General features: G+C 54.3%; 16 protein-coding genes. 5 read left to right on the top strand and 11 right to left on the bottom strand.

Annotated features, from left to right (window positions below):
* Positions 1–85: 85 nt before the first annotated feature.
* On the top strand, positions 86–793 hold the full coding sequence (locus tag AC0IM9_RS16660) for a DUF3240 family protein (protein ID WP_140911960.1): 708 nt from the start codon (positions 86–88) through the stop codon (positions 791–793).
* Positions 794–918: 125 nt separating this feature from the next.
* On the opposite strand, the gene fdxA is transcribed toward AC0IM9_RS16660, so the two are convergent.
* From fdxA to AC0IM9_RS16635, 5 genes are all read right to left on the bottom strand, one after another.
* On the bottom strand, positions 919–1,242 hold the full coding sequence (gene fdxA, locus AC0IM9_RS16655) for a ferredoxin FdxA (RefSeq protein ID WP_140911959.1): 324 nt from the start codon (positions 1,240–1,242) through the stop codon (positions 919–921).
* 149 nt (positions 1,243–1,391) lie between these two features.
* On the bottom strand, positions 1,392–3,503 hold the full coding sequence (fusA, locus tag AC0IM9_RS16650; RefSeq protein WP_140911958.1) for an elongation factor G: 2,112 nt from the start codon (positions 3,501–3,503) through the stop codon (positions 1,392–1,394).
* A 220-nt stretch (positions 3,504–3,723) separates the two neighbouring features.
* The gene (locus tag AC0IM9_RS16645) at positions 3,724–4,662 is read right to left on the bottom strand and encodes a ketopantoate reductase family protein (RefSeq protein WP_482804742.1); all 939 of its coding nucleotides are present in this window, start codon (positions 4,660–4,662) and stop codon (positions 3,724–3,726) included.
* Entirely contained in the window at positions 4,659–5,351 is a 693-nt protein-coding gene (gene hda / locus AC0IM9_RS16640) for a DnaA regulatory inactivator Hda (RefSeq protein ID WP_482804741.1), read from the bottom strand. The genes AC0IM9_RS16645 and hda overlap by 4 nt, the downstream gene beginning before the upstream one ends.
* 10 nt (positions 5,352–5,361) lie before the next feature.
* Positions 5,362–5,706: a DUF2069 domain-containing protein gene (locus AC0IM9_RS16635; RefSeq protein ID WP_140912020.1), complete on the bottom strand. Its 345-nt coding sequence runs from the start codon at positions 5,704–5,706 to the stop codon at positions 5,362–5,364.
* 98 nt (positions 5,707–5,804) lie between these two features.
* Between AC0IM9_RS16635 and AC0IM9_RS16630 the strand changes: the two genes are divergently transcribed.
* The 3 genes from AC0IM9_RS16630 to AC0IM9_RS16620 all read left to right on the top strand — a co-directional run bounded on the left by AC0IM9_RS16630 (position 5,805) and on the right by AC0IM9_RS16620 (position 8,640).
* Positions 5,805–6,368 carry a YceI family protein gene (locus AC0IM9_RS16630; RefSeq protein ID WP_482804740.1) on the top strand — a complete coding sequence of 188 codons (564 nt, stop codon included), beginning with the start codon at positions 5,805–5,807 and terminating at the stop codon, positions 6,366–6,368.
* Positions 6,369–6,769: 401 nt separating this feature from the next.
* Complete coding sequence (rdgC, locus tag AC0IM9_RS16625) at positions 6,770–7,678, top strand: recombination-associated protein RdgC (RefSeq protein ID WP_140911954.1); 909 nt, start codon at positions 6,770–6,772, stop codon at positions 7,676–7,678.
* Positions 7,678–8,640, top strand: coding sequence for a L,D-transpeptidase family protein (locus tag AC0IM9_RS16620; RefSeq protein ID WP_482804739.1), 963 nt, complete (start codon positions 7,678–7,680; stop codon positions 8,638–8,640). Before rdgC ends, AC0IM9_RS16620 begins: the two co-directional genes overlap by 1 nt.
* Before the next feature lie 65 nt (positions 8,641–8,705).
* Here the strand turns inward: AC0IM9_RS16620 and AC0IM9_RS16615 are convergent, their stop codons facing one another.
* Positions 8,706–8,984 (bottom strand): Lpp/OprI family alanine-zipper lipoprotein, encoded by a 279-nt coding sequence (locus AC0IM9_RS16615; RefSeq protein WP_082409752.1) that lies wholly within the window; start codon positions 8,982–8,984, stop codon positions 8,706–8,708.
* 87 nt (positions 8,985–9,071) lie between these two features.
* Entirely contained in the window at positions 9,072–9,626 is a 555-nt protein-coding gene (locus AC0IM9_RS16610; RefSeq protein ID WP_313901407.1) for a L,D-transpeptidase family protein, read from the bottom strand.
* A 72-nt stretch (positions 9,627–9,698) separates the two neighbouring features.
* Here AC0IM9_RS16610 and AC0IM9_RS16605 point away from each other — a divergent pair, with 72 nt between their 5' ends.
* Positions 9,699–11,333, top strand: coding sequence for an alpha-D-glucose phosphate-specific phosphoglucomutase (locus AC0IM9_RS16605; protein ID WP_482804738.1), 1,635 nt, complete (start codon positions 9,699–9,701; stop codon positions 11,331–11,333).
* A gap of 45 nt (positions 11,334–11,378) precedes the next feature.
* Here the strand turns inward: AC0IM9_RS16605 and AC0IM9_RS16600 are convergent, their stop codons facing one another.
* The 4 genes from AC0IM9_RS16600 to AC0IM9_RS16585 all read right to left on the bottom strand — a co-directional run bounded on the left by AC0IM9_RS16600 (position 11,379) and on the right by AC0IM9_RS16585 (position 18,682).
* Positions 11,379–13,526, bottom strand: coding sequence for a hypothetical protein (locus AC0IM9_RS16600; protein ID WP_482804737.1), 2,148 nt, complete (start codon positions 13,524–13,526; stop codon positions 11,379–11,381).
* Positions 13,527–13,544: 18 nt separating this feature from the next.
* Positions 13,545–14,306: an ABC transporter permease gene (locus AC0IM9_RS16595; protein ID WP_140911951.1), complete on the bottom strand. Its 762-nt coding sequence runs from the start codon at positions 14,304–14,306 to the stop codon at positions 13,545–13,547.
* Positions 14,303–15,283, bottom strand: coding sequence for an ABC transporter ATP-binding protein (locus AC0IM9_RS16590; RefSeq protein WP_482804736.1), 981 nt, complete (start codon positions 15,281–15,283; stop codon positions 14,303–14,305). The genes AC0IM9_RS16595 and AC0IM9_RS16590 overlap by 4 nt, the downstream gene beginning before the upstream one ends.
* Before the next feature lie 153 nt (positions 15,284–15,436).
* A complete protein-coding gene (locus tag AC0IM9_RS16585; RefSeq protein WP_482804735.1) occupies positions 15,437–18,682 on the bottom strand; it encodes a type I restriction endonuclease subunit R in 3,246 nt (1,081 codons plus the stop codon).
* Positions 18,683–18,763: the final 81 nt, after the last annotated feature.

Raw genomic sequence — 18,763 nt, 5'->3', positions numbered from 1 at the left:
GCATAAACCGGCAGGGAGTGCTAAAGTTCTTCGACGGCCATTGATTGTTGTGAAATGAGCTAATTTTCATGCCACATTACGAGTTATGAACATTTTTTTGCGCAGAATTCCCGCCAATACCCGGCATATAGAAATTTCCGAATTCGTGGCGCCAGCGCTGAATAACGGTTTTTTCAGAAAGTCGGGACGAATCGTGGATGTGGAGATACTGGCGCTGCAAGATACTCGGGTCGGCACTATCGAATATCACGGCTTGGTAACACTGGATTCGGAAGTCACTGTGCAACGGGTCGTCAAGGCCTTAAAGAACCGGCGATTTAACGGCCGTATGGTGGTGGTCAGGCCTTACTACCACCGCAGTTGGTACAACGATCCCCGCCAAAATCAGACCGAGATACCGGCCGGTATCGTCGATAAGCGTAAAGGCGATCGCCGCCGCGGCCGCTATTTGCAAGTTATCAAGAACGCTTCTGATCGGTTTAACAGCGAAGACGACTTTTTCAAATCGGTCAACCACCAGCAGTTTTCGATATCTTTTATCGTACCTCCGGATTTGGAGGTGGCGATGATGGAATGTCTGTCGGGCTTCGAAATCGATAGGGATAATTTCGGTGAACACCGGATGACCAAGTTTCTCACTGCGGCCGATGAGAACGAACAGCAAACGGCGCGCTTCCAAATCTACGCCGAAAAAATGGCGATATCGGCTTTGCTGGAAAGGTTGAAAGAAGAGTTTTCCGGCTCAGGCATCCATTACTGGATCATGCCGGTGGTGGAGAAAGGCGAGATTTAAGGCTGCGGCGGATACGATGGTACCGCTGGTTTGGTCGAGCGGCAGCTCAGTGTCGCTGCGACAAAGTCGGACCAAAGCCGCGATTTGGGCAATGGTCCGGATGCTTCCAGAGCGTTAGCGGTTTTTTATTTTTCCAACAAAGCGAACTTGCCGGGTTTGCCGTTCCATTCGTCGGCGTCAGGCATCGCGTCTTTCACTTCCGTAATCAGCGGCCAGACTTTGGCAAGTTCCGCATTCAATGCGGCGAAATGTTCTTGGCCTTCCGGCAATTCGTCTTCGGCATGGATCGCGTTTGCCGGGCATTCCGGTTCGCACAGCGTGCAGTCGATGCACTCGTCCGGGTCGATGACCAAGAAGTTGGGCCCTTCGTGAAAGCAATCCACCGGACAGACGTCAACGCAGTCGGTGAATTTGCATTTAATGCAATTTTCGGTAATTACAAAAGCCATAATGTTCTTCCAAGGTTAGGTACTGGAACAAGTTTCCGTACGTTGCGGAAACTTTATGGTTGAAAATAATCCTGTTTGTGAATCAGGCGGCTAGCGAGCCGGAACCCCAAATCGAACCGGAGGCGCCAAGGCCTCCGGTTCCGGCAAAATTACTTTTCCTTGTTTTTGTTGCGTTCGTTGACTTCTTTGATGACTTCGTCAGCGACGTTTTTCGGACAAGGTGCGTAATGCGAGAACTCCATTGAGAACTGGCCGCGGCCGGACGTCATGGTGCGTAAATCGCCGATGTAACCGAACATGTCGCTCAGCGGCACGTCGGCCTTGATGCGAACGCCGGTGACGCCGGGATCTTGTGATTTGATCATGCCGCGGCGGCGGTTCAAGTCGCCGATCACGTCGCCGACGTGAGCTTCCGGAGTAAACACGTCCACTTTCATGATCGGTTCCAGCAATTGCGGTGCGCCTTTCGGGATGGATTGGCGATACGCGGCGCGGGCGGCGATTTCGAAAGCGATGGATGACGAGTCGACCGCGTGGAACGCGCCGTCGGTCAGATTGACTTTGAAGTCCAAGCAAGGGAAGCCCGCCAACACGCCTTTATCGATACTGGCTTTGAAGCCTTTTTCGACTGCCGGCCAGTATTCGCGCGGTACGTTACCACCAACCACGGACGATTCGAATTGGAAGCCGCTGCCGGGTTCGCCGGGTTCGATGATGTAGTTGATTTTCGCGTATTGGCCTGAACCGCCGGATTGTTTTTTGTGGACGTATTCGTCTTCGACGCGTTTGGTAATGGTTTCGCGGTAAGCGACCTGCGGTTTGCCGACGTTAACATCGACGCCGTGGGTCCGTTTCAGGATGTCCACTTTAATGTCCAAGTGCAACTCGCCCATCCCTTTGATGATGGTTTCGCCGGACTCCTGGTCGGTTTCGACGCGGAAAGACGGGTCTTCGGCCACCATTTTGCCGATCGCGATACCCATTTTCTCGTTGCTGCCTTTGTCTTTCGGCGAAATCGCGATCGAGATAACGGGATCAGGGAATACCATCGGTTCCAGCGTGGCCGGTTTGTCGGGATCGCACAGCGTGTGGCCGGTCTGAACGTTTTTCAAACCGATCAGCGCGACGATATCGCCGGCTTGCGCGGTTTCGATCTCGTTACGGTCGTCGGCGTGCATTTCCACCATTCGGCCTACCCGTTCGGTTTTGCCGGTATAGGTATTCAAAACGGTGTCGCCTTTTTTCAATTTGCCGGAATAAATACGCACGAAGTTCAGCGCGCCGAAGCGGTCGTCCATGATTTTGAACACCAGGCCGCGGAATGGACGCTCCGGATCGACGATCGCGTGTTCGCCGGTTGGGACACCTTCGATGTCGGTTTCCGGTTGCGGGTTGACTTCGGTCGGATTCGGCAGGTATTCGATGACGCCGTCCAGTACCAATTGCACGCCTTTGTTTTTGAACGAAGAGCCGCAGAAGGTCGGGAAGAAATCCATCGCGATGGTACCTTTACGGATGCATTTTTTGATTTCTTCGATGGTCGGCTCTTCGCCTTCCAGATATTTCTCCATGATCTCGTCGTCTTGGTCGGCGACTTGGTCGATCAATTTCGCGCGCCATTCTTCGACTTGCTCGGCCATGTCGGCTGGCACGTCTTGGATTTCGTACTTCAACGGATCGCCGGAGTTGTCCCAGACCCAGGCTTTGCGGGTCAACAGGTCAATCACGCCAATGAAGTTCTCTTCTTCGCCAATCGGCAAGGTCATAACAACCGGTTTCGCGCCCAGGACGTCTTCGACTTGCTTGACGACGCGGTAAAAGTTCGCGCCCAGACGGTCCAGTTTGTTGACGTAGATAACACGAGCGACTTTGGAATCGTTCGCGTAACGCCAGTTGGTTTCGGATTGCGGTTCAACACCGCCTGAACCGCAGAATACGCCGATACCGCCGTCCAGAACTTTCAAGGAACGATACACTTCGATCGTAAAGTCCACGTGGCCCGGGGTGTCGATGATATTGAAGCGGTGCGCCGGAAATTGGTTGGTGCTGCCCGGCCACATGCAGGTGGTCGCCGCAGACTGAATGGTGATGCCGCGCTCTTGTTCTTGCACCATGAAGTCTGTAGTCGCCGCACCATCGTGAACTTCGCCGATTTTGTGGATTTTTCCGGTCAGCTTCAAAATCCGCTCGGTCGTGGTGGTTTTACCGGCATCGACGTGCGCGAAGATACCGATGTTTCTGTAAAGCGATAGATCAGTCATGGTTTTACTCTAAATATTGAATATAAAAACTCTTTAAACCCCAGCACCATTGCCACGGTCGTTGTGGATCACATAGCTGCTAGCCTAGCGAAGTATGCGGCCGCTCTTCGCTTTGTTAGGTATGAGGCGAAATGCACACGGCTTCTTCAATGACAAGGTCAATGAAAATCTTCACATTCTAACCGAAAAATCAAAAAAAACGGAATGTCAATTGTGTGAATTAATCTGGGGGCCGATTTTCATGGATTTGCAGTTCTCTGAGCTGCATCAATGCATACAGCGACTGCAACCGTGGGCATTCGATGCGGTGGCGTTGCGCTGCGCGAATCGCATTGCCGAGAATGGCTTCCGTTTCCATCGGCCGGCCTTGTTCGAAATCCAGCAGCATGCTGGTTTTGTAAGCTGGCATGTTGCGGGTGCGCTCGAGATTGACGTCGACGGTATCTTCGGTCAAGGGGTGGCCGCAAGCGGCGGCTATCCGGCATACCTCTTCCATCACCTCCCGGACGAAATTTTCCTGGTTCTGCAGGATCGCCTGAGTCGCGAGCCCGCCGGAGAGTACTGATAACGGGTTGAACGGTGCATTCCAGACGCACTTTTGCCAGCGGCTGGCGATAATGTCGTGGCTGATTTCGCAGTCTCCGCCACCGGCAATGAACAAGTCTCGCAGTCTTTCGCTGAGTCCCGCGTCGTCCGGAGTTAGCGCGCCTATGGTCAGTTTGCCGTAGGCCAGATGCTTGATATGGCCGGGCGCTAACCGGTTGCAGCAAATATATGCCAAGCCGCTGATCAACACTCTGTCCGGGAAGGCGGCGAGCAATTCCGCTTCGATATCGACGCCGTTTTGGATGAACGCGATCGCGGTTTTGTCGGACAGGCCGGCGCGGATCAAATTTACGCGGTCGATGTCTGCGACGACCTTGCTGCACAGTATCAGATAATCGGCGCAATCTTTATAGTCGTGCGCCCGGCGCAAGACTTGCGCCGGTTGAAACCGCCACCGGCCCAGCGCATGGCTGTCGATCTGGAAACCTTGGCGGCTTACGGTTGCGTAATCCGAGCGGCAAACGACGCTGACTTCGGCGCCGGATTGGGCTAACAAGGCACCGTAAAAGCCGCCTATGGCCCCGGTGCCGATGATCAGGATTTTGTCGCTCACGCGTTATTGCTCAAAATCTGTTTCAAAAACGGGATGGTCAATTTACGTTGTGCGGCGAGGGTCGCCCGGTCGATTCGGTCCAGCAACAACCACAGGGCGGCCACATCGTGTACGTAGTGATTCAGCAGAAAGCGGCCGACAGCGGGGGGAATGTCGAAGCCGAGAAAATGCGCTTTATGGCTCAAGGCGTCGATCAATTGGTCTTCACGTAATGGCTGAATTTTTAGCGTCAGTCCCCAGCCCATCCGAGTCTTCAGGTCCGGCAATTCGAAGCTTAAATATTTGGGGGGGCAGTCTGCGGCCAGAACCAGCTGGTGATTCGCTTGCCGGTGCGCGTTGTAGAAATTGAAAAAGGCGTGTTCCCAATCCGGATGGTCGGCAATGTACTGGATGTTGTCCAAACATACCAGTTCAAGATGGTCCAAGCCTTCCAACAGGGCCGGATTCGGCAAGCGGCCGGCTGCCAATTCTAAATAAAATGGCTCCTTATTGGTCTTAGTCGCGAGTTGGCAGCACGCTTGCAGCAAATGGCTCTTGCCGCTACCGTTGTCGCCCCACAGAAAAATTTGTTGTTCTGAGCCGCCGGTAGCTAATTTCTGCAGTTGCTCCAGAATTTCGCCGTTGTTTCCAGGGTAATAGCTGTTGAACGTCTGGTTGGCCTGAAATTCGAACTGTAACGGGACTTGCATCGGCGTCGGCTCAGGCTTTTTCCGCTTTATAGACGTAGAGACCGGCGCCGAAACACAGCATCAAACTGAACAACACTTCCAATAGTGCGTACGGGCGTTGGCTCAGATTGACGTAAGATTCGGCGATACCATGGGCAAAATAAGGCAGGCTTATGTAACTCATCCAGGTGCAGCTTTTCAAGTTGCGATTCAGCAAGCCTTTGAAGGGTAGGAGCAACGGGCCGACGCTGGCAATCAGGATCAATGCCGTTGGCAAGCGGTTGGATGGCGCCAATAGGGTGTGCCATGCCATCAACAAAAAAAATAGACCGAAAAATCCGGCCAACGCTAGATTGTAGTAATGGATTCTTTGCATGAAAGTGGCACGAGCCAAGCTGTGGAGTGTAAACCCGCTCATTATCACAAACTCTTTGCCATAATGCAGTTTGGTCTTATTGGGTTTGGAGGTTTGCGATGGCTCGTTTATTTGGCGCGATTGCGCTGGCGTTATTCGGCGGTTCCGCGTTGGCTGTCGAAAGCTATACCATCGATAGTCGGCACACGTTTCCGAGTTTCGAGATTAACCATTTGGGTTTCTCCACTCAGCGCGGGCGTTTTAACGAAACATCCGGCAAAGTGTTGCTGGATACTGCGACCGGTAGCGGCAGCATAGATGTCTCGGTCAGTACCGCCTCGATCAGTACCGGGCTGGAGGAGCTGGAAGCGCATTTGCGCGGACCGGACTTTTTAGACAGCGCAAAATATCCGCTGATGAGTTTTAAATCCAATCGGCTGATTTTCCAAGGTGACAAGTTGGTCGGGGCCGACGGCGTGTTGACGTTGCACGGTGTCAGCAAGCCGCTACGATTGGAGATTGAGCATTTTTATTGCGGTATCAATCCGTTGCGCATGAAGTACAGTTGCGGTGCCGATGCTTCGGCCCTGATCGTGCGTTCCGAGTTCGGTATCGATAAATATGTGCCTGCGGTAGCCGATCAGGTCAAGGTGTTGATTCAAGTCGAGGCGGTGAAGGATTGATTCGAAGCGTCTATGTTGATTTGCAGCGAATTGGGGTGGTCGGCAAATTCGGGTTGGATGGCGAGCGCTTCTGTGACCGATGGGTCTTGGGTTAATCACAATGTCTGTGGATAACTCTGTGCGTTGAATGTCGAAAGCCGCGGCGGTTGCCTGCAAATACTGGCTTTTTGTTAGATTGTATAAAATTTGGACAGAGTGATTTTTTCTATAAGAATCAGCGTCTTATGTTTATTTTGTTTTATTTCAAAGAGTTATTTTGTCAAGCGGTATTTGAGGCGGATTGGCTAAGACTTTGTGTGTATAACTGCGCAGGCGAGGCGTTCCGGGGCTTTTTAAGTCACACAGGTGCAAGCGGCCGGGCAAATTTGAGATAATTGACGGTTTTGAAAAAGAGCGATTTCATGTGGTTTAAAAATTTGGCCGTCTACCGTTTCTCCGAGCCGTTCGAACTGAAAGCCGAGGAGTTGGAGCAAAAGCTGCAACAACAACCATTTCGTGCTTGCGGTAGTCACGACGAATTCAGTTTCGGTTGGACTCCGCCGTTGGGTAGAGCTGCCGATGCCTTGGTGCATGCCAACAATGGCTTTTTCATGCTTTGCGGCAAAAAAGAGGAAAAAGTTGTCCCAAGTTCGGTGATCAACGAGATGCTGCAAGAGCGCATCAGCGAAATCGAAGAGCGGGAGGCCCGTAAATTACCGGCAAAGGAACGTAGCCGGCTCAAGGATGAATTGGTCTTCGAATTGTTGCCGCGGGCGTTTTCGTTTTCCAAAAAAACCTACGCCTACATCGATAGCCAAGGCGGATGGCTGGTGGTCGATGCCGCGTCGGCTAAAAAGGCCGAGGATTTGCTCAGCCAATTACGGAAATGCCTGGGTTCTTTACCGGTCGTACCGTTAACAGCCACCGCAAAGCCGGCCGGCGTGATGACGCAATGGCTGACCGACAATGCCTCACCCAAGGATATTCTGATCGAAGACGAGTGCGAGTTGCGCTCTCCGGAAGAGGAAGGCGCCATTATTCGCTGCAAGCGGCACGACTTGGCTCTGCCAGAGATCAAAAACCACTTGGATAGCGGCAAGCAAGTGATCAAATTAGCGATGAGTTGGGCCGAACGTCTATCGTTCGTGTTGGACGAGAATCTCGCCGTCAAACGCTTGAAGTTTCTGGATCTGATTCAGGAGCAAGCGGCCGATATCGAGGCATTTGACGAGACCGAGCAATTCGATGCCGATTTTTCCATTATGACCGCGGAACTTGCGCAGTTTTTGCCGCGTCTGCTTGAGTTGTTTAACGCCGAGGGCGCTATCTGATGAAAATTCGTTTAATCACCAGCTTGTTGTGGGCCGTGAGTGCCAGTGTGTCGGCATTAACGTTGCCGGCGCCGGATCGTCCGGGTGACAGCCTGGTCGGTAATCCGCCGCACGAGGTCAAGTACGTAGCCGCCAAGCAGGAAGACACGCTGATCGATATTGCAGTCAATTTCAGGCTTGGCCAGGATGAAATCGTGCTGGCCAATCCTTACGTCGATAGATGGTTGCCGCGCGAAGGTACCCGGGTGCGGATTCCCAGCAGTTTTATTTTGCCCAATGCGCCCCGGCAAGGCATCGTCGTGAACTTGCCGGAGATGCGGATTTATTACTATCCAGATGCCAGCAAGGTGATTACCTATGCCATCGGCATTGGCCGGGAAGATAATTGGAAGACGCCGCTGGGTAAGACCCACATCGCCGGCAAAACCGAAAACCCGTCCTGGACGCCGCCGCCGTCGATCATTGCCGAGCATTTGGCGGACGGTGACGTGCTGGAGCCTTATTACCCGCCTGGACCGGACAATCCGCTGGGGCTTTACGCCTTTAAATTGGGTATTCCCGGCTACCTGATCCACAGTACCAATAAAACCAACGGCGTCGGTATGCGTGTCAGCCACGGCTGTATCCGCATGTATCCGGCCGACATCGAGCAGTTTTTCCCTATGGTCAAAGTCGGTACTCAGGTCAATATCGTCAATCAGCCGATCAAGGTGGGCTGGTATCACGATACGCTCTATCTTGAGGCCTATCCGGATATGGAAGAAACGCCCGCTACTTTCGAGCAGCGCCTGCATGTGGCATTGGATTTAATCGAGCAGGCTAACGGCGGCAAAATGCCGGTCATCAAGGGTTCGATTTTGAAAGCAGCTATCGAAAAATCGACCGGAATACCGACCGCGATCTACGAGCGTCCGGTTCAAACTCCGCCGGTTGTGCAAAGCCAAGCGGTGCCAGCAAACTAACGGCAATAAAAAAGCCCGTGGCCTTGCGGCTCACGGGCTTTTTAAATCGACAACAGCGTTAAAGCTTATTTGTGTTGTGATTTTTTGAACATGCGGTCCAATTTGCTGTTGGTGTCTTGAGCATATTGAGCAGCGCGGTTAGCAGCAGCTTCAGCAGCAGCGGCTTTAGCAGCAGCTTCAGCAGCAGCAGCTTTTGCAGAAGCAGCGTCAGCAGAAGCGGTAGCTACTTTGCCTTCCAAAGTGCCAACGCGTGCATCCAAAGCTTCCAGGTCAGAAGTGCTTGCGCAACCGGTAGCCAAAGCTGCAACGGCAACAACTGCTGATAATTTAATAGCTCTCATCATGGTTTATTTCCCCTTGATTGTGGTTTCAAAAAATAAAGAATGAAAAACGGTGGCAATTGTCCAACATTTTTTTGGATTTTACCAACATTATTTCACGGTTACGAGTGTCCCTTTTTCTACCCATTGGCTCAATTGATCGATTTGATCGTTGGTCAATGCGATACATCCGTGTGTCCAATTCATGGATCGGTGGATGGACAGACTGCCGCTGCCCAAGCCATGAATGCCGATTTGCCCGCCCAGGCCGGTGTTTTGCGGCGGTACTTGCCCGTAGGAATGAGCCCTGGCGATAGCCTCATAGGTATCGAGGTCGATCTTGCCTTGCTTTAGGGCGTGGTCGGCATGTTCGACGTTGGGGTACGTCAGGCCGAAAAATTTACGAAACGCGCTTTTTTCGTTGATCCAGCCGATACGGTAATTGCCGAGCGGCGTCACGTCGTCGCCGCGGTGGCTCTTTTCACCGGCGCCATTGCGGCCGATGGCGATGTTTTCGAGTACGGCAACGGTTTTCTCACCCTTGCGTATTTCCATATTTTGCTTCTGAGTATCGACTAGCAGCCAAACTTCATCCGTTGCGAAAGCGTTAACGGACGCGGAACTTCCCAGTACAATCAAAGCGCCTAGTAACTTTTTCTTTAACATGGCAATCTGTAAATAATCAAAATTTTGGTGTACTTTAACCCTTTCGAAACGTGGTATTACAAAGGGTAGCATATGACAACAACAATCACCAAAACCACTCCCTACGACGATCAAAAGCCCGGCACATCGGGCTTGCGTAAGAAGGTCAAAGTCTTCCAGCAGCCCAAATATTTGGAAAATTTCGTCCAATCCATCTTCGACAGCCTGGAAGGCTACCAAGGCCAAACTTTGGTGATTGGCGGCGACGGCCGTTACTACAACCGTAAAGCCATTCAAATCATCATCAAGATGGCGGCCGCCAACGGTTTCGGTGAACTCATTATAGGCCAAGGCGGCTTGTTGTCCACCCCCGCCGCATCGAATATTATCAGGAAATACAATGCCTTCGGCGGTATTGTTCTATCAGCTAGTCACAATCCCGGCGGCCCCGAAGAAGATTTCGGCATTAAGTATAATGTCGGCAACGGCGGACCGGCACCGGAGAAGTTCACCGACAAGCTTTACGAGAATACCAAAACCATCACCGGCTACAAAAAAGCCCGTTTCGGCGATATCGATTTGGACACGATCGGCGAGGTCGAAAAAGGCGGCGTCAAAATCCGCGTTATCGATCCGGTGGCCGATTATGCGGAATTGATGGCGCAGATTTTCGATTTCGAACTATTGAAACAAAGCATCCAGAACGGCTTCATCACGCTGAAATTCGACGCGATGCACGCGATCACCGGCCCCTACGCCAAGCACATTCTGGAAGACGTGCTCGGCGCGGCGCCCGGTTCAGTTTTCAATGCGGTGCCGCAGGAGGATTTCGGCGGCGGTCATCCCGACCCGAATCTGGTGCACGCCCATGAATTGGCCGAAATCATGTTCGGCGCCAACCCACCGACTTTCGGCGCCGCGTCCGACGGCGACGGCGACCGCAACATGATCATGGGCGCCAATATCTTCGTCACGCCCAGCGACAGTCTGGCGATCATGGCCGCCAACGCCAAATTGGTCCCAGCTTACGCCAAAGGCATCAGCGGGGTAGCGCGTTCGATGCCGACCAGCCAGGCCGTGGATCGGGTCGCCGACAAACTCAGCCTGCCTTGCTACGAAACCCCGACCGGCTGGAAGTTTTTCGGCAATCTGCTCGACGCAGACAAAATCACGCTATGCGGAGAAGAGAGTTTCGGCTCCGGTTCCAACCATGTGCGCGAGAAAGACGGTTTGTGGGCGGTATTGTTCTGGCTGAATCTGATCGCCCGCAAACGCGAATCGGTGGAAGACATCGTCCGCGAACATTGGCAAACCTACGGCCGCGACATCTATTGCCGCCACGATTACGAAGCCGTCGATACCGAAATCGCCAATGCCATCGTCGACCATTTGCGCGGCCAGCTCGATAGCCTGCCCGGCAAGACTTGGGGCGATTACGAGGTGAAATACGCCGACGAATTTAGCTACACCGACCCGGTCGACGGCAGCGTCAGCAGCCGGCAAGGCATCCGAATCGGCTTCGTCAACGGTTCCCGCATCGTGTTTCGCCTGTCCGGCACCGGTACCGTCGGCGCGACTTTGCGGATCTACCTGGAGCGCTATGAGCGCGATGTTCGTAAGCACGATCAGGATGCCCAGGCAGCATTGGCCGAATTGATCGATATTGCCGAACAACTGTGCGAAGTCAAACAGCGTACCGGCAGAACCGAACCGGACGTGATTACCTGATTGGCCGCTGTTTCCCGCTGGGCGCCGGTGGCCTGGCGGCGAGCTTTATTTAGCGTAAGCGTCCCGTAAAATCTGTTCCGCGCTGCGGCCGGCTTCAGCCAGTTCGCGGGCGGTTTCGATGGACAATCCCTCGCCATGGCCGGCACCTATGCCTTGAAATAGCCAGCTCTGGTTGTCTGCGGCTTGAATCGAGTCCGGGCAGGACGGCAGCTTTAGCGTGTTGCGAAATATTTCGCAGGAAACGGCTTCGTCGTTGTCGGCATAGACCAGGCGCACGTATAAGGCGCCGTCCTTACGCCGCTCCCGCCGAATCTCCAAAATGTGCGCTTCGGCGAAAAGCCGCTGCAACTCTGCGATTGGGATTTGGCGTTGCCAGTGTTGTGCGCCGCCGTTGGCAAACGGCAACCACTCGCGGTTAGCGGCCAATTCATCCAATAAACCGAGTAATTTCGGGTCGGTGGTGTGTCCACGCCGGCTTGGTCTGCTTACATCCACATCCTCGCCAAGAAACACCATGCAGTGCGTGGTGTCGCAGAGCGAGCGGGATTCCGGATGGCGGTGTCCGCCCCGGCTGCCGTTCCAAACGATCACCGCTCGCAACGCCTCGCGCGCCTCTCCTGTTAATTGCTGGGCTTCGGCCGCCAGCACCGCGTCGGCGTAACTGTCGGCATCGGTTTCCAATACCCTCGCGTCGCCCGCCGCGGGCTGATGCAATATGCCGCTTACCCGCCGTTCCGAGCGGCTGCCGCGGGCGGTCGAGGTAACATAGAAAGTGCCGCAGAGATTGAAACGTGCCGAGCCGGTTTCCAGTTCCGGACAATCGCTGTGTGCCTGCCAACTGGTCGGATCGGTTGCCGATAACAGATGCACCCGCACGGCGGCGTAGCGCGGCGGAAACCGCCGTTGCCAATCGCGCAGTAAGCCAGCGGCTTTCGCAGCAATCGCGGCGCCACTGCTGCCGGATTGGCGAAAAACGGCCAGATACACCGGATGTTCGGCCGGCCAGGCAAGCATTAAATGCCCGATCAAGGGTTGGCCGTCGCTGCTGGATACCGTGCCGGTCTTGGCCAAGGCTTGCAGCTCACGGAAGGTGCGTTTGTCGGCAGGGTTGATGCCGGCCAACGTCGAATTCGGATTGGCGCCGTTCCGCACCAGGCCTGTGAAGTAATCGGGCTGCGACAGCAGGGCGGCCCGCAGCGTCAACACCAGTTCCGGCAATGACGCTTCGAGCGCGAAACCACCGTCGCCACCGCGTTCGCCGAGGTATGCCCGCCAATCCCGTTCGGTTACGGGTGCTTGTTGCGCCAGACTTTGCTGTTTGATCGGGGATAACAGTAGCCGGTAACGTTCCGGCCGGAACGCGGAGCGGCGTAACAACAATTGGCCGGTATCGCTGGCCGCCAGTTCGTCGGCCAGGACTTGCGGATTGGCTTGGTTCAACGCCGCCGCATAGGGGATTTTCAACAACGAGCCGGGCGGCATTGGCGTGGCAATGTCGCCGCCGGTTTCTAAAATCCGGCCGGAAACCAGACTGGCCAAGACGTAACCGGAGCCGGCTGCACTAAAAGGCGCGCCCAATAGGCGGCTCAAGGCTTCCGGAACCTGGCAGATTTCGGCAGGCCACGGGTAATCCAGCGCCAGCCGCCCCAAAATTTCCCGGTCGCGCTGGTTCAGCGGCGAATTTTGCCGAATGTGGCTGATCAGGTCTTCCAATTCGGTGGTGTTCGGCTGCGGCTCTTGCTCGCGGCCGGCCAGTTCGCCACTAAAACGCATCGCAGCCATTTCTTCGGCCCATTCCGGCAGGCGGCCGTTACAGCTGCGATAACTGGCTTCGTGAAACAGCTCGTGGCGCAGGTACGCCCGTGCGGGGAAATCGGGCTGGGTTCGGTCGCGTAAATAGATGCTGCCGGGCCGCCAAGCCCCGGCATGGCGCCCGCTGAACTCGGTGTCGGTCAATGCCGGGAACACTCTTAACGGCGCCTCCGCGCTGGGGATACGGTAGCCGAGTGCCGCCAGCTCCTGGATTGCTTGATAAGCATCGCTTTGCAGCGCCGGCTGCTGCGCCAGCGCGCCGAAAAATAAAATCGCCGCGCCGGCGTCGAAACAACAGCGGCTGCGAAAAGATCGGTCGAGAACTCGGCGTATCGACGCGATGACCGAAACCAGCGCAGCCAAACCGGAAACCCTGCTCATCTTCGCGGCCGATCGGCGTCAGTTTCTGATCTTATAACCGGTTCTGAACGCCCACCAGACGAAGGCCAGACAGGCTAGCAAGAAGCCGAAGGTCATCCCCAGGCTCATGGCCACGTCCACATCGGCAATGCCGTAAAAGCTCCAACGGAAACCGCTGATCAGGTAGACCACCGGATTGAACAAAGTGACTTTCTGCCACAGCGGCGGCAGCATGTTGATCGAATAAAACGCGCCGCCGAGAAAGGTCAGCGGCGTCACCACCAGCATCGGCACCACTTGCAGTTTCTGAAAGCTGTCCGCCCACAGGCCGATGATGAAGCCGAACAGACTGAAGCTGACGGCAGTCAGTAATAAAAACGCCACCATCCAGCCGGGGTGGGCGATTTGGTAGGGTACGAAGACTCGGGCGGTGCCCAGAATCAGCAGACCCAGCATCACCGATTTGGTGGCGGCCGCGCCGACGTAGCCCAGCAGCACTTCGATCCACGACACCGGTGCCGACAGCAATTCGTAGATCGTGCCGGACCATTTCGGCATGTAGATGCCGAACGAGGCGTTGGAGATGCTCTCGTTCAGCAGATTCAGCATCACCAGGCCGGGAATGATGAAGGCGCCGTAACCGACATTGTCGATCTCCCCCATCCGCGAGCCGATGGCGCGGCCGAAGACGATGAAGTACAACGAAGTGGTAAGTACTGGCGCGGCAATGCTTTCCGCCAGCGTTCGAAAGGTACGGGCCATTTCGAAATGGTAGATGGCGCGGATGCCGTAAAAATTCATGGCTTAGCTCCTTTGGCTTGCTGTACCAGGCTGACGAAGATGTCTTCCAGCGAACTTTCGCTGGAGCGCAAGTCTTTGAAATCGATGCCTTGTTGGTTCAAGGCTCGCAACAATTCGGCGATACCGGTTTCCTCGGTCTGGCTGTCGAAGGTGTAAACCAAGGTTTGGCCGTCGGCGGACAAGTTCAGCGGCCAGGCATTCAGCTCCGCCGGCAATGCGGTCAACGGTTGCCGCAAGGTCAAGGCCAGTTCCTTCTTGCCCAGCTTGCGCATCAACGCGGTTTTGTCTTCGACCACGACCAGTTCGCCTTTGTTGATTACGCCGATCCGGTCGGCCATGTCCTCGGCTTCTTCGATGTAATGCGTGGTCAGGATGATGGTGGTGCCCTGCTCGCGCAGTTCGCGCACCAGCCGCCACATGTCGTGGCGCAATTCGACGTCGACGCCGGCGCTGGGTTCGTCGAGAAACAGGATTTCCGGTTCGTGAGACAAGGCTTTGGCAATCAGCAGCCGGCGTTTCATGCCGCCGGACAGCGCCATGATTTTGGCGTCGCGTTTATCCCACAGCGACAAAGCCCGCAGAATCCGCTCCAGGTAATCCGGATTCGGCGCTTTGCCGAACAAGCCGCGGCTGAAACGGACGGTAGCCCAGACCGATTCGAACGCGTCGGTATGCAACTCCTGCGGCACCAGACCGATCGCCGCCCGTGCGGCGCGGTAATCTTTGCGGATGTCATGGCCGGCGGCGACCACGGTTCCCGAGGACGGATTGACGATGCCGCAGATAATGCCGATCAGCGTGGTCTTGCCGGCACCGTTCGGCCCGAGCAATGCGAAAATCTCGCCGCGCCGGATCTCCAAATCGATATTGCGCAAGGCCTGAAAACCGCCGGCGTAAGTTTTGTGTACGCCGCGCACCGAGATAATCGTTGTGCTTTGGCTTCCCGGCGTGCGGTCAGAGGTGGCGTCTGTGGTCACGATTGTGTTCCTGAATGTTGCTTGTTTGGGGGAAGTAGGATTCGCCATTCTCGTCTATTCAACCGGCCCTGAAATGCCGCAATTAAGGGTACTAAGGCGGCGAAGGGCCCTTGCTGTCATACGCGGGTAGGCGTTAAATTTGGCAAAGCCCGTTTATCCTCCAGTGTAAGGAATGCTCTGGAAAATCACCTTAGACAAAACCGCAAACGCCGCATCTTCGAAGGCTTTGTCATCCATGTATCGCGTCACAATCTTGTCGTTCTCATTCATCCGTTGAATCATCAGATCTTCCAACACTTGGCGTAAACCTAGCTGAAATTTATCAAACGGATTCGCTTGCCGTAACCGAATCACCTCTGGCGAATTGGTCGCTTTTTCTCTGATTTGTTCGAAGAACAAGCGGTCTTCTTCGGTAAAGTTGGTGCCAAAGCGGTTGTTTAATATCTCGATGATTTCCGACAGTGGGGCTTTTTCGTCCTTGGCTTTGCCGGTGCCGACATCGGTCGGACTTTTAACCGTGTACTCGCCTTGCTCATCCGCCAGATCAATCGCACCGGAAAACACCCGTTGCAGCCGGTAATATTGCAAATCGACTTCGTCGCCCAGCTTGACGTTGGTGTTATCTCTGTCCAGCGGCAAATGCGGTAATAACAAGCGACCAAAGCTATACAGCATTTCCAGATCAGGATCGGCATAGGGCATGATCTGGCTCAAAAAAGCATACACATTGACATAACCGCTTAACTTGTCCCGAAACATAGAGCGCTGCTCTTCATCGGGAATCGCCTTGAAGCGGTCCACTGCCGGTTGTAAATGGCGTTGCAAATGGGCGTGATCAGCCGGGTTTTGCTTATTGGGTGATCGGTAGAAGATACGGGCAAACGCTTCCACTTCGTTCCAGTAATAAACCTGCATACTGTCCAAGTCATGCTTGACCTGTTCCAGCAAAGCCGGGTCGGAGGTTTCCTGCAAACTGGTGGCGTCGTAATAAGGTTTGAATGCGCGGTAAATATCATCAGCTTCATTGACAAAATCCAGCACGAAAGGTGCTTCCTTACCCGGCAACATGCGATTCAAGCGCGACAGAGTTTGCACCGCCTGTACGCCATCCAAACGCTTATCGACATACATCGCCATCAACTTGGGCTGATCGAAACCGGTTTGGTACTTGTTAGCCACCAGCAGTACTTGATAATCGGGCGAATTAAAACGCTCCGGCAATTGCTTTTCGTTGATCGCTTTACCGGTCACACTGTCGACGTTCATGCCCGGTTCGGTATATTCCTGCCCGGTTTCGGGATCGAGCACCGTACCGCTAAACGCGACCAAGGGCTGTACATCGTGGTAACCATGCTGCTCGATATAAGCCTGAAACGCCTGCATGTATTTGACGGCGTGCAGGCGTGAACCGGTCACCACCATCGCCTTGGCTTGGCCGCCCAAATGATGTTTAACGTGGTTGCGAAAATGTTCGACGATGATTTCGATTTTTTGCGAAATGTTGGTTGGATGTAGTACCAAGAACTTAGCCAAGGCCCGCGCCGCCTTTTTCTTGGGCAGGTTCGGGTCGTCCTCCATGGCTTTGACCAATTTGAAATAAGTTTTGTAGGTCGTGTAGTTCTGCAACACGTCCAGAATAAAACCTTCCTCAATGGCTTGGCGCATGCTGTACAGATGAAATGGCTCAGGCTTGCCGGTATGGCCGATACGACCGAACAGCTCCAAGGTCTTGCCCTTCGGAGTGGCGGTAAAGGCAAAAAAGCTGATGTTGGGCTGACGGCCGCGCGAAGCCATGACCTGATTCAATCGGTCTTCCCAATCCGGTTCTTCTGTTTCACCTGATTCCCGTTTACCCGAGCCATACAAGACGGTTCCTTCTCCCTCCGGGAGAAGGTTAGGATGAGGGGATATAAAACTAGACGTTGGTTGGTTGTCTCCCCTCACCCCAGCCCTCTCCCGGAGGGAGAGGGAGCTTTCTGCATCGATTTCAGAACGATCAACAGGAGACGATCTGCCCAAAATTGATTTGAGTTCTCTGGCGGTTTCACCGGTTTGCGACGAGTGCGCTTCATCGACAATCACCGCATAACGCCGCTTGCCGATTTCCTGCTCCCAGGCTTTGGCTTGCGTTTTTGCCATTTCGTCTGCTGCGTCGATGTTATCAGCGCCAGCAGCATGCAATAAACCGCGCAACACAAACGGAAACTTCTGCAAGGTAGTAATCACAATCTTGGTGCCATCAATCAGCGCCGCCGCCAACTGCTTGGAATCCTGATCAATCGCCTTCACCACCCCTTGCGCGTGTTCAATTTGATAAATGGCATCTTGTAATTGCCTGTCCAGCACTTGCCGATCGGTAATTACAATCACGCAATCAAACACCTTGTGGTCGTTGCCATCATGCAAACTGGCCAAACGATGTGACAACCAGGAAATCGAATTGGTCTTACCGCTGCCGGCTGAATGCTGAATCAGATAATTCCGGCCGGGGCCTTCCAATTGTGCGGCAGCGACCAGTCGCCGGGTGGCATCGAGCTGGTGATAGCGCGGAAAAATCACCGCTTCTTTTTGCAGCAAGCGACTACCACCCTTGCCATCGTCGACTTTCTCTTCCTTGCGCTCAATGAAAATAAAATTACCGAGAATGTCCAGAAACTGCTCGCGTTCCAGCACGTCTTCCCAGAAATAACCGCTGCGGTAACCGGACGGATGCTGTGGGTTGCCCGCCCCGCAGACCACTTCGCCGGGATGACTGCCACGATTGAACGGCAGGAAAAAGGTCTTTTTGCCCGCCAGTCGGGTAGTCATGTGGACTTCGTCCGGGTCGGCGGCAAAATGCACCAGCGCCCGCTGCTTAAACTCGAACAACGGCGCGCGCGGATTGCGGTCATTACGATACTGGTTCTCCGCATGCCGCCAGTTTTGCCCAGTCCAAGGGTTTTTCAGCTCGCAGGTCGCCACCGGCAAGCCGTTGACTGCGAACAACATGTCCAGCGTACTGTGGTCGCCCGGATGGCAAGGCACCTGCCGCGTCACCGTCAGCCGGTTTTGTTGATAGTGTGCCAGCACCTCGGTATTCAAGCCGTGCGCCGGTTTGAAATAGGCCAGCCGAAAGGTCTTGCCGTAAAACTTAAAGCCGTGTCGCAATACATGCAGCGAGCCTTTAATCGCCAGTTCCTTAACCAGCTCTTTGATTAACAGGGCTGGCAGATTAGCGCCATGTTGCTCGCTCATGCTGTCCCAAAGTGGCTTTTGGGTGGCGGCGATAAAATCGAGAATTTGCGCCGGGAATAACGCCAGCGCCTTATCCCAGTCCTTTACCGAACCCGCTTGCCAGCCTTTCGCTAGTAACATTTGCTCGACGTAGCTTTCGAAGGCTTTTTCGGTGGTTTGCGCCATTCAGGTGTCCTTGTTGTTTCTTAACTTAATTCCAGGCTTAGTTAAGGAAAAGTCGTTTTACTTAACTAATTGCCAATTTTT

The organism is Methylomonas sp. Uni0011, assembly GCF_056850255.1.
The sequence above is the reverse complement of the archived record's forward strand: the minus strand, read 5'-3'. Positions and strand labels throughout refer to the sequence as shown.